At 33.0% G+C, this 11717-nt stretch carries 9 protein-coding genes and 5 pseudogenes; 9 read left to right on the top strand and 5 right to left on the bottom strand.

Annotated features, from left to right (window positions below; genetic code table 11):
- Positions 1-72: 72 nt before the first annotated feature.
- From HMPREF2731_RS02905 to HMPREF2731_RS14810, 5 genes and pseudogenes are all read right to left on the bottom strand, one after another.
- Positions 73-1199 (bottom strand): annotated as a pseudogene (locus HMPREF2731_RS02905) (IS3 family transposase).
- Positions 1200-1799: 600 nt separating this feature from the next.
- Positions 1800-2117, bottom strand: a complete 318-nt coding sequence (locus tag HMPREF2731_RS02895; protein WP_002341346.1) for a type II toxin-antitoxin system RelE/ParE family toxin — start codon at positions 2115-2117, stop codon at positions 1800-1802.
- Entirely contained in the window at positions 2118-2372 is a 255-nt protein-coding gene (locus tag HMPREF2731_RS02890; protein WP_002290397.1) for an AbrB/MazE/SpoVT family DNA-binding domain-containing protein, read from the bottom strand.
- Between the two features lie 259 nt (positions 2373-2631).
- Positions 2632-2856, bottom strand: a pseudogene (locus tag HMPREF2731_RS15465) (type II toxin-antitoxin system RelE/ParE family toxin).
- A gap of 553 nt (positions 2857-3409) precedes the next feature.
- Positions 3410-3496 (bottom strand): annotated as a pseudogene (locus tag HMPREF2731_RS14810) (single-stranded DNA-binding protein); the annotation flags it as partial.
- A gap of 1165 nt (positions 3497-4661) precedes the next feature.
- Between HMPREF2731_RS14810 and HMPREF2731_RS02885 the strand changes: the two are divergent.
- The 9 genes and pseudogenes from HMPREF2731_RS02885 to HMPREF2731_RS02850 all read left to right on the top strand — a co-directional run.
- On the top strand, positions 4662-5702 hold the full coding sequence (locus HMPREF2731_RS02885; RefSeq protein WP_002322487.1) for a replication initiator protein A: 1041 nt from the start codon (positions 4662-4664) through the stop codon (positions 5700-5702).
- Between the two features lie 838 nt (positions 5703-6540).
- Entirely contained in the window at positions 6541-6873 is a 333-nt protein-coding gene (gene traE / locus HMPREF2731_RS02880; protein ID WP_002323647.1) for a type IV conjugative transfer system protein TraE, read from the top strand.
- 618 nt (positions 6874-7491) lie between these two features.
- A pseudogene (locus HMPREF2731_RS14995) lies at positions 7492-7833 on the top strand (DUF5406 family protein).
- A 113-nt stretch (positions 7834-7946) separates the two neighbouring features.
- Positions 7947-8186 (top strand): hypothetical protein, encoded by a 240-nt coding sequence (locus HMPREF2731_RS02870; RefSeq protein ID WP_002295673.1) that lies wholly within the window; start codon positions 7947-7949, stop codon positions 8184-8186.
- A 66-nt stretch (positions 8187-8252) separates the two neighbouring features.
- Entirely contained in the window at positions 8253-8480 is a 228-nt protein-coding gene (locus tag HMPREF2731_RS02865) for a hypothetical protein (protein ID WP_024636003.1), read from the top strand.
- Between the two features lie 493 nt (positions 8481-8973).
- The gene (gene tnpA, locus HMPREF2731_RS14090; protein ID WP_024636002.1) at positions 8974-9375 is read left to right on the top strand and encodes an IS200/IS605 family transposase; all 402 of its coding nucleotides are present in this window, start codon (positions 8974-8976) and stop codon (positions 9373-9375) included.
- A gap of 23 nt (positions 9376-9398) precedes the next feature.
- Positions 9399-10517 carry an RNA-guided endonuclease TnpB family protein gene (locus HMPREF2731_RS02860; RefSeq protein WP_024636001.1) on the top strand — a complete coding sequence of 373 codons (1119 nt, stop codon included), beginning with the start codon at positions 9399-9401 and terminating at the stop codon, positions 10515-10517.
- A 65-nt stretch (positions 10518-10582) separates the two neighbouring features.
- Positions 10583-10948, top strand: a pseudogene (locus HMPREF2731_RS02855) (prealbumin-like fold domain-containing protein); the annotation flags it as partial.
- Positions 10949-10959: 11 nt separating this feature from the next.
- A partial coding sequence (locus HMPREF2731_RS02850) for a class C sortase (protein WP_070872283.1) occupies positions 10960-11717 on the top strand: 758 nt, incomplete at its 3' end.

Genomic DNA, 11717 nt, shown 5'->3' with positions numbered 1-11717 from the left:
TTTGTCGTTTTGGCTTCATTGCAAGTAGAATGGATTTGAGTCAATATCTTGGACACATTTTAGTAGAGACGGTTAAGCCATTTTTTCTTTTGCTAATTCTTCAAATTCCTGTGGGGTTAGATAGTGAATCGAGCTATGGATTCGATTTCGGTTATAAAATCCTTCAATGTAGCTAAATAGCGCTCGATTTGCTTCTTCAAAATCTGAGTAGCTAGTCGTGTAGACTTCTTCTTTTTTCAATGAGGCATGGAAAGATTCGATTCCAGCATTATCATAAGGTGTTCCTTTTCTACTATAAGAATGCCTTATTTTGTTGGTTTTAAGCCATTGTTCCACTTCTCTTGCTGTGTATTGGCTGCCCAAGTCAGTGTGTAGAATCATTCCTTCTGGAATGTGATAATGTATTTTTGCTTTATTCAATGTTTGAATGACACAATCCACAGTCATTCGTTTTGAAAATGTATAACTAATAATTTTTTTCGTGTGTAAATCCATGATTGAAGATAAGTAACACCAACCATTTTTCTTAGTAGGAATGTACGTAATGTCAGCTGCCCATTTCTCACAGATCGTTTCAGTAGAAAAGTCCTGATTTAAGAGATTCTCTTTTGAAATGATCGGTTTATTAGACCTTTGAGGTCTATATTTTTTAACTACAATCGACCTTAAATTTAATTGTTTCATTAGCTTTTGGACATGTTTAAGAGATACTGAAATCCCTTATTTTAATAAAACTTGATGGATCTTTGTGGCACCATAGCGTTGTTTATTCGTAAAAAAAATTGTTGAAATCTTCTTTTTCAACTTATTATTTCTGATTTCTGTAGCTGTCAACGGTTTATTCTTATAAAAATAATAGACACTTCTAGGGATTTCTAATAACCGACACAACAAAGAAACAGTGTAATCCTTACACCATTTTTCAATAAATTGAACAAGCGAATTTAGGTTTTCCGAGAGAATATGGCTGCGGCTTTTTTTAAGATTTCAAGTTCCTCATTTAAACGAGCATTTTCTTTTCTCAGTTCAGCTACTTCTTTTCCAGTCAGTCCTGTGGACTGATCAGGTAAATATAAATTCTTCCATTTGTAAATCGTTGCTTCAGATAAGCCATATTCTTTCGCTAACCCTCGAACAGAACGTCCAGTTTGATTCAGTTCAACGATCATTTGTTTAAAATTTTCTTCATATCGGGTCATAAAAATTCATCCTCTCGTAGATAAGTTTAATTTATTCTTGTCTCTACGAAAAGCTGTCTAAGATTTGATACTAACACCATTATTGTACCTATATTTTATCCCATTCCTTTTAAAACAAGAATACGTACAAAGTAAAATGTTGTAAATAGTCTAGCAGGGATGTATATTTTCATGTACCAACATAATATTTAAGAAGTTTCCCATAGATATATTGGACGTCCTCTTTTAAAACACAAAAATAAATACTACCTTATTTAGGTAGTATTTATTAAAAGTTACGTCAATTTTGATTAAAAATATACTACTTGAACCTCTCATGAGTAAAGTCACGAAATTTTTGGGAATAGAGCGTACTTGATATCTTATTTTTTCACTAATAGCAGTGTCTCTTATTCACCAAGCGATCTCCGTAGTTCCTACGTTTCTTAATTTTTCTCTAGACTAATGATTGTATCTTTAGACCTTCGGCCATAACATGGAGCAAAATAAAAAGGTACTAAGTCTTATATATCAATCTTCGAGTAACCGACGGTTAACAACCATATCGAGCGGCATTAATCACCCACCTGTAGAGGATGAGCGACTTTTGCCTAATTATTGTTACAAGCCTAGTTTCATTTGTTTAGATTGGAAAATACGTCCTACAAGTATCTCTTTTTTTTCATGGTCGATCCGATAAAATAAGGCATAGCTTTTGCCGATCACGATCCGATATGTTGGGATATCCATTCCATAGATTTCGGAAACTTCCTCATGCATAGTTGGAAAATTTTTGGTTAGTTCTAAAGCCTTCTGGATCGCACCTACAAATCTTTTTATGCTGGCTGGAGAAAGAGCAAGCTCATTTTCCCATTCTTCTATTATCGTTTCAAGGCTGGTCTGGAAACTTTTAGAATAAACTAGCGTGTACTCTTTCATCTATTCACTCCAGCCGTATTTTCCGAAAGCTTTTACCATTTCAATTTCTGAAACTGTTAAACCTTTCTCAAAGTCTTGGAAACTTTCTTCAATCAATTTGCGATCGTGTTCTTTTGCTATTTGAGTAGTATCTAATATGAATAAGTTGCCTTCTTGTTTGGCTTGGATAGTGTCTCCGCTTTTTAATCCAAGAGAACTTGGAAGGATCACTCCCACGCTATTGCCGATCTTTCTAACCTTTAGTTCTTTTCCCATGTTATCACACTCCTTTTAGTTTTTGATAAATAAATTATAACATGTTATAACAACAATTGCCAACGGTGTTTCTTAAGGGATTCCACTCCATATTATTATTGGACAAAATAAGCCACTTAGAACGCTGAAAACATGTACAAACGATATCAAAATACGAGTGAACTACTCACCATACACTTCCGTTAACATCCATTTAAGTAGGTATTTTTATTATATATAGATTTAACATATGTCGGTCGGTTGATTGATATAGCTAAAGTTATAACTCAACCGAAGCCGATTCATCTACACGAATAAAGTTGCGAGTGTTCTCGGCTAATTCATAAAAATTGTTATGTGTTCCATATAGCAATACTGGAATAACTTTATTTTCTTGAATCTCATAAGCAACTCTATACACGGTGACCGCATACTTAAATCCATTAGACCAATTACCTGATAAACCTCCAGTTTTTTGCTCTTACTTAAATGGATCAATGGCAATTTCATCACAAACCTATAGAGGATGAGTGACTTCTGCCTAATTACGTTAAAAAATATTGAAAGTAACTCTATGTAGCAAAAAATATCTAGAATTTCATTTCCTCAAAACTGATCGATATTGTATCTAAAAATATATACTACCTAAAATAGGTAGTATATATTAAAATATGTGCTTTTGTTAGAAAAATCAATACATCAATTATCATATCTGTATATGTCATTTAGGTATTTCAGTTATGTTATAATAGTTTTGCTGTCTGCTACCCCGGCCTAATCTGGCAAGGGGAGGAGGAGATATAATGAAATGCCTTTTTGATTTTGTTTTTGCAATCAAGCCACTTGCAGATGTAGTGTGCAGTTACCTCTGCAAATGGCTTGATTGCAAAATTGCCAAAAAAGACAGTAAGCCTACCCGTTAATTCTATAATATAGAAACGTAAAAAAAACCCCATCAGCCTGCACGCTGATGGGGTTTGGTGATATAATGAAATACCTCTTTGTTACTCATAATTATACCATAATTAGTCACGAATGCAACCAATAGAAAAAACTACTTAGAACGGTAGATCATCGCTAATAACAATGCATTGTCCACCAAATGGATTTTGTGAAGCATTAAATACATTGTTATTAATTGTCGCTGCTTTTAACTAGGCCTCTCCCCTTCTATTATAAAAGAAGATATATATCATATCTTAATTACCTACTACCTTAAACCAAAATTTAAGTACTACCTAATTTAAGTAGTACTTAAATAATCTAAAAAATAGTTATCCCAATTGTTATGCTTTTATAATACGATTATTTGTAACAAAATGAATATTATATAATTAAACACTACCATATTTAGGTAGTGTTTAATTATTAGCAAAACAAAAAATATTTATTCTATTCTCTTAACTTCAACTAAGTTATGCTGCACATCTTTATATAAATCATATGCAACTCATTAGCTAGACAAACTACAAGCATGTAGTTTTATCTGTTAATTATGTACTACCTAAATAAAGTAGTTTATAATTAACAAGTATATATATTTAAAAATTTAAGATTAATTTTTTTATGACTTTTACAAATTTATCTGATATTCTCTTATTAAGAACTACCTAATTTGGGTAGTTCTTATTTTTTACATTTTAAGTAGTATTTAATTGCAATTTGGTAGTATTTTTTTATTATCTTATTCCTAGAACGGTAGTACTTAATATAAATATAGGTAGTATCTAATTTAAGTATTAATGGTAGTATCTAATTTAACAGGTAGTATGTAACTACTTTAAAGTAATTTTTTTCAGATTAACACAGTAGTATCTTATTAAATAAGTTAATTTTAAAGGTAGTACATAATTATTATATATATCTAACATTGGTAGTACTTATTGTATTTTTTAGTAGTATATAATCTATTGTTTTCTAGCCTAAAGCCTTGTCTTATAAGAATAATATAATATATACTACTGAAATAAGGTAGTATATATTACTAGTAATGGTAGTATGTTTTATATGCATAAGGTAGTTCTTAATTTATTTTTTGTTTTGACACTGGTAGTACTTAATTATCCTTAATTTTAAAACTAAATTTTATTCATACGTTCTTCTGGTAGTATTTAATTATAAATAATATTTATTTAAAGTAGTTCTTAATGACTTTAAAGGTAGTACATAATTCATTTTATTTCTTATTTTAGGTAGTATTTAATTAAAAAAAAGTTTTAATGCGTTTGCATTTTTTATTTATCTTTGCTATTTTCGAAAAGAGTAGGTAATTTTACATAAATAAAACAACGTGAAAGTAGAGGATCTACAATGACTGATTTTAATTTTTTTAAGGCGGATAGAGTTTACAACGAATTATTTTATCAATTTCCAAAAGTCTTTATTGTTTCTGACGAATACAAAAAAATGAAAGATTCAACTAAGATTGCCTATATGCTTTTAAAAGCAAGATTAGAGATCGCAATCAGCAAACGGCAAATCGATGAAGAAGGTAATGTTTATTTTACTTATACGACAAATGAACTATGTAGCGTATTAAACTGCCAAAAACAAAAAGCGATAGCAATCAAAAAAGAGTTGGAATCCTTTGGTTTATTATTACAAAAGCAGATGGGATTTAACAAACAGTTAGGGAAAAATAATCCTAATAGACTATATCTAGCAGAATTAAAAGTCTCAGAAAATGATATCTACTTACTCGAAAAATTTGATAGAGAGAATAGAGAAAACGTTGATAAATCAGAGGGTATGAAAATCATACCCACCCTCGACGAAAAGTCAGACGCTGAATCCCTTGGGGCTCAAGAGGGTATGAAAATCATACCGTGCCAAAACGTTGATAAATCAGAGGGTATGAAAATCATACCAGAACTTAATAATAATATATTAGACACTAATAGACACAATATAGACACTGAAAAAGACCGCCTACAAGATCAATTGTTGTTAGACAATTTTGAGACAATTATGACAAACGACAGCATTGCTACGTTTGTCCCTGAACGAGTATTAAATTTGATAAAAACATTTTCTTCAAGTTACAGTGAAGCTCAAAAAACCGTCCAGACTATTCATAATGCAAAGAAAAAAGCTGAAATAGAAAGTGGTATTTCGATAGTTTTTGAAGAACTCGATAGTTATTATGTCAATGCAGAACAAGAATTATACACGACACTGTTAAAAGCCTATCAAAAATTAAAAACCGAAAAAGTCGAAAATATCCAGAACCTGATTTTTGTATATGTAAAAAATTGGTTTATCGAAAAACCAATAGCTGCTAAAGTATCAAGTGAAAAACGTTTGAATTCTGAAAGCTCCCCAAGCACTATTACGAAAGACTGGTTAGAGTGAAACTTTACTGACAAAGTGATTGTTGCTTCATGGAGTAACATTAAAATTAAAAATTTTGTAATATTCTAATTATATTACGAATATTACAAAATAATAGCTATTTTAATAGAATTTATAAGTTAAAATATTATGATAAAAATCACAAACGTAGCCTTTTACGTCATAAGTGTTAAAAGAAATAATTAATTTCAAATATAAAAAAGGGAACGTATGTTTGCATACTCCTTTTTTTTGAGTTATAATAATACTCGAAGAGAGATAATTTCATTATTTAAACAAGCTAAAAATCTTGATATTACTTCTTTTCAGGCAATACGAATATTATTCGCTTACATTTTTTTGTATAAATTTAGTTGTTTTAAATTTAATTGTCTGCTATGCCTGTGATGAATTGATTTTCGTTCTGCACTTTTGGACGATAAATTTTGACAATTGAAAATACAAAAAAAGAAAGGCGGTATGAACTCGGAAGGCTGGTAATCTTCGTCAGCGTTCATACACGGCATTAAGATTTGGCCCTTAATGCGTTAACCTTTCAGTGTTACGGTATTACCCGCAACGGATTTAGTATAACAGATATTCAAAAGTGATACCACTTTTTTTGGCTGTGTTAAGGTTAAAAATACGTGATATTACGATGAATCTATGCCTAAGCATAATGTTATAAAAATGTCCGTGTGGCTCTTTGCCGTATGACGAACGCTGAAATTAGAGGGAACGCATGTTTGGATGGGTTCCCTCTTTTTTGTTTGTCATGAACGAAAATCAATTCTCTATTTTTGAAAAATAACAAGAAAAACTTGTTAAAAATATTTAAAGAAATTGGGTGGTTTATTTTATGTCATATACAGGAATTTTGAGTCTCAAAGATATTTGTCACTACGGTAAACGGTGTACCGCTACAGAGAAAATCACGAAGAAACTATCAACTGGCCAAAGTAAAACCGTTGTGCAGTGTAAGAAATATATAATCCAGAAAGACAAAGTCTCAGAGGAAATGATTTATTACATTGGGAAACAAAAGCAAATAATTTTAAAAGATCCTATCCCCTTAAAAGAGCTATATCCAACAATCAAACATGTTTATGACCAAAACGGTGTACTGATTGGTCGAAGAAAAAATGGAGTCTTGCGTTGTACCGCAAAAGGGATGGGGCGTTTGATCGGCTGAATTGATCATTCTCATAACTTGTATTTTATCGTTTTTCGTTTGCTTGAAAATATTGTCGAGACTTCTAAAGGAACTTAGAGTCACTAGAAAAATAAGGAGTAGACTTGATCTATCAACAATTCCCTTCGGGGAGTGACGGGGTAGGTTTTAACGATTGGTAACGTAAAAAATTGGTCAATCGAGTAAATGCGCTTGTTTGGATAGTGGTGAAATGAATTTGTGTAAATAATAAGCGCAGAGTAAACAAGAGGGAATTTAGAAGTTAGACAAGTTAGAATAGCGTCTAGATTAATCATGAGCAGCTACTAAGGGATCTAGACTTTGACGCAAACTCATGGAATAAGGAGTAGGTCTTCTCGTAATGGGGAGGACGCACAAGAAATTGTGTCGTGTGCTGCGGTACATGTAGATACTTGCGAGGACGTTGATTATTGGATCAATCGAGCATTTACCGCTGTCTACTAGGGTTTCTCGTTTCGGACGCCATAAACGAGTCGAAATTTTTTATGTATTTTTAAGTAAACGAAAAACGATAAAATATGAACAAGTCCTGAATAAAGTGAAAAAATTGATATAAAACATAGAGAAAATGAAATTTACGTAATGGAGGAATGACAAATGAAAAATTATGATCCGAATATACGATTGGGCACACATACTATTAAGGTTTCTTTCCAACGTTGGGATTACAAAGGATTTGTGACGTTTAGAAGAGGCGGAAATTGTAAAGGATTAGATGTTTTAGCATTAGACGAGGATGATTTATACGATTAAACATTGACTGATAATCCAATTGGATTCGGCTTGCTACCTGAAGATGATGAAGGCGATGAGTGGTTTAAAATGACGCTTACGAACGACAAAGGAGACGAATTGTCTGTAGAAGATACCTGGTCATATTTGAGTGATTATATTGTCAGTGTTGAAATCATTGACTTTGTAGCGGATAAAGAAGAATAAAAATTGGAGGAATAAATTTTACAGATAAAGGCTTAGAAGGAGTCACGACGATTAATAAAAAGGTAGTATTACCTTAGGCATTGAGTAAGGAATTTATTTAGGAGGAATAGTAGATGGCGCGACCAGTTTTAGAGGCGATGGATATGGATACTTTGACAAAAGGAAGGTATGTACAGCTGTTAGCTCGTGGTTATTCACCTAAAGAAGTATTCAAAGCCTTATCTAAAGGAACAGATATGGAAAAAGAAAGATTGCGAAAAGAATTCGATTATTGGAGAACCCATAATGGAATCAAGGATTTGAAACCAGCACGGCCAGTAATTAAACGAAAGAAAAAGATAACCCAAGACTGAAGTGTAGAGCGTATGTGATCATAGGCTTTTTTATTTTTGCAAAAAACAAGGAAGGTAGGAAAACTCATGAATTATGAAGAAATCGAAAACAGAAAAAAAGTGTCGAAAGAAATGGAAGAAAAGTTACTAAAAACGATGAAGCAAAAACACCTTAAAAGATTATCTGTCGCGCAATATATCAATGATATGCAGTTAACAAGAAAAGAGAAAGCTTGTTTGTTAGGTTCAATGAAAAACTTTGAACAGCTGAGACGAACTTATAGCTTTTGCGGGCGAGAAAACCCACGGTTTTAACTGTGTGGATGATAGCCCGCACTGTACTGTAAGAGCATAGGGAAACTTGTGCTTAGTGGAATATATAAAATCTCATATATCCCAACAAAGAAACTGAATTGCAGGGAACCCCTAAAGCGAGTAAAACGACAACGTAGTCTTGAAATAGGCAAACGTGACCGTGGCGAAAGCAGAAAAAATTTACTCGATAGCATATGGTTAAATCCTAAGTGTTGCGACAATGGGCAATCTGCAGCGAAGACTCGAGCAGAGTAACGTTCAACGACTATTCCTCTTGAGGGAAGTACACACAAGCGTGTGGAAGTGGTTTCGCCGTACTGGGTAAAGCCAACGGATAAGATATAGTCTGTGCTGGCACGAAAGTGTCAGAAGTTCATCAGAGAACTGCATAGGAAGTAGCGAACCTATGTGAACAAACTCCACATAAAAAATTCTTCATTCTTTTGTGTATATTAACATTGATTTAGTACATGGCTTAACCTAAAATTAAGGTATGGATAACGAATACAGACACTCAAAGACAACTGTATCGTTAGTCAATTACCACTTTGTTTTTTGCCCAAGGTATCGTCGGAAAATATTCGTTAATTCTGAAGTAGATGCTAGATTTAAAGCACTCGTTCAAGAAATAGCAAAGGAAAACGAGTGGAACATCATTGCAATAGAAACAAATAAAGATCATTGTCATTTATTAATAAATGTTCAGCCTACGTATTCTCCTTCTAAAATCATGAAGATAATAAAAGGTAAGACATCTAGAATAATCCGGCAAGAGTTTGAACACTTAAGTAAAATGCCAAGTGTTTGGACACGTTCATACTTTGTTTCAACCGCAGGAAATGTATCTAGCGAAATTATCAAGCGATATGTTGAGAACCAAAGAACAAGATATTGATTGCGTTAAGGAGGTGTGCAGAAATGAAAAAGGCTCATAAAATCAGGATTTACCCCAACTGTCGGCAAGAAATTCAATTTCAAAAAACATTCGGATGCGTTCGTTTCTATTGGAACTTTCTACTAGATCAACGTATAACGAATTACAAGAAGAAAAAAGAAAATGCCGATTACAAAGAAGATAAGACAACGTATGCTTCATTGAAAAAAATGGAAGAATACGCTTGGTTAAAAGAAGTTGAAGCTCAACCACTTAGCCAAGTAGCCATGGATCTAAATAAAGCATTTAAAAATACGTTCAACTCTACTTTTGGATTTCCTAAATTCAAAAGTAAGAAGTATTCCAAAAAGTCCTATCGAACAGCTATGGGTATAAAGGTGAATAGAAACTACTTTTATGTATCCAAGGTTGGCTGGGTAAAAATGGCTGAAACGTTGCGTTTCAATGGTAAATTAATGAATGTGACAATCAGCCAGTCAAAAACAGAAAAATATTTTGCAACTTTTTTAGTCGATACTGAAAACTTCCAAAAAGATCCTGTGACGGAATCCATTGGTTTAGATTTGGGTCTTACTCATTTCTGCATAACTTCCGCAGGTGAGAAGATAGGAAACGAGAGATTCTATCGATCATTAGAAAAACGCTTAGTGGTAGAGCAACGTAAACTTTCAAGACGCTTAGAAGTAGCAAAGAAGCATAATCGTAAATTAGAAGAGTGCAAAAACTACCAAAAGCAAAGAGTGAAAGTGGTACGTATCCATGAAAAGATTTTTAACCAACGAAATGACTTTTTACACAAACTGTCTTCTCGTATAACTGATGAGAACCAAATCATTTGTATTGAGGACTTGAATGTAACAGGCATGGTTAGAAATCATAAATTAGCTAAATCAATAGCAGACGTATCTTGGAGTGAATTTGTAAGGCAATTAACATACAAGTGTGAATGGAAACGTCGAACGTTAGTAAAAATCGACCGTTTTTACCCTAGCTCGCAAATATGTTCTTCTTGTGGTCATAATGACGGTAAGAAAGAGTTAGATATTAGAGAATGGACTTGTAGCAATTGCGGAACAAATCATGACAGAGATATCAACGCTAGTATAAACATTAGAACCGAAGGACTTTCGGGGATAGCTTAGTAAATTTGCGCCCGTTTGGGTGTATTACCTAAGAACCCCATGACTTTAGTCGTGTGGAGTGTCAGGGTGGATTAGTTGATACGGATAAAGACGGTGTCAAAGAAGCAGTATGGGTGGACGATGTAGCAAATGCAGAAATCCTAAAATCAGACAAAGAGGGTCATTTTGAAATCGCAGGTTTAGCTGAAGGTGAATATTCACTGGAAGAAACAAAAGCACCAACTGGTTACCAAAAATTAACAGAAGATATTGTATTTAAAGTAAACAAAAACTCATTTAAAGAGGAAAATAGAATCACTGTTAAAAATAATCAAAAAGCAGCTATTCCATTAACAGGTAGCAATGGTTTCCAAACTTATGTATTGGTCTCTTGCTTGTTGCTAGGTGCAACGGCACTTTCTGCAGTTGTTTACTTTAAGAAGAAAGCCTAGAGGACCAGCTAATGATTATTCGTAAGCCGCCAAAAAGAAGAGTCATGCACAAACTGATGATATTTTTTTGGTTGCTGTCGGCAGTAGCAGTCTATTTAATTCCAGTTGTGGAAACAAATGTAGCTAAATTTCAACAAAAGCAAAGAATTTTAGCCATTGAAAATCTTGAAAAAACAGATTTTTCTTTGGATGTTGCGAAGATAGAGTTAGGTGATCCAGTGGGTGTTCTTACAATTCCAAGTATTTCTTTAAAACTACCAATTTATGACGGAACTTCCGACAAAATTTTAGAGAATGGTGTAGGGATTACGGAAGGAACTGGCGATATTACAGGAGGAAACGGTAAAAATCTTTTAATCGCGGGGCACAGTGGACTTTATAAAGATAATCTTTTCGATGATTTGCCTTCAGTAAAAAAAGGGCAAAAATTCTTTATTAAGGTAAATGAAGAACAACGTGCCTATCAAATTTATCGAATTGAAGAAGTTAAAGCAGAAGAATTACAAAAAAATTATTTAGATTATCTCGTGCCTGAAAAAGACCAAGATAGGATCACGTTAATGACCTGCACACCAAAAGGTGTCAACTCACACCGTTTTTTAGTGTATGGTGAACGAGTTTCATTCAGTAAAGAAGATTTAAAACTACAGAAAAAAGCAAAAAATAGGAAATCAATTTCATTGGATTGGCGATTAGCACTGCTATTCGCTTTTTTTGCGTTCCTATTATTTTTATTTATATTATTTGTCAAATTAAGCGAGACAAAACT

The organism is Enterococcus sp. HMSC072F02 (assembly GCF_001837725.1).
Lineage (GTDB): Bacteria > Bacillota > Bacilli > Lactobacillales > Enterococcaceae > Enterococcus_B > Enterococcus_B lactis.
The sequence above is the reverse complement of the archived record's forward strand: the minus strand, read 5'-3'. Positions and strand labels throughout refer to the sequence as shown.

What these genes read in the sequence shown, in the direction of transcription:
- HMPREF2731_RS02895 (WP_002341346.1), bottom strand. Translation starts at nt 2,117, where the DNA reads ATGAAAGAGTACACGCTAGTTTATTCTAAAAGTTTCCAGACCAGCCTT.
- HMPREF2731_RS02890 (WP_002290397.1), bottom strand. Translation starts at nt 2,372, where the DNA reads ATGGGAAAAGAACTAAAGGTTAGAAAGATCGGCAATAGCGTGGGAGTG.
- HMPREF2731_RS02885 (WP_002322487.1), top strand. Translation starts at nt 4,662, where the DNA reads ATGACTGATTTTAATTTTTTTAAGGCGGATAGAGTTTACAACGAATTA.
- traE (WP_002323647.1), top strand. Translation starts at nt 6,541, where the DNA reads ATGTCATATACAGGAATTTTGAGTCTCAAAGATATTTGTCACTACGGT.
- HMPREF2731_RS02870 (WP_002295673.1), top strand. Translation starts at nt 7,947, where the DNA reads ATGGCGCGACCAGTTTTAGAGGCGATGGATATGGATACTTTGACAAAA.
- HMPREF2731_RS02865 (WP_024636003.1), top strand. Translation starts at nt 8,253, where the DNA reads ATGAATTATGAAGAAATCGAAAACAGAAAAAAAGTGTCGAAAGAAATG.
- tnpA (WP_024636002.1), top strand. Translation starts at nt 8,974, where the DNA reads ATGGATAACGAATACAGACACTCAAAGACAACTGTATCGTTAGTCAAT.
- HMPREF2731_RS02860 (WP_024636001.1), top strand. Translation starts at nt 9,399, where the DNA reads ATGAAAAAGGCTCATAAAATCAGGATTTACCCCAACTGTCGGCAAGAA.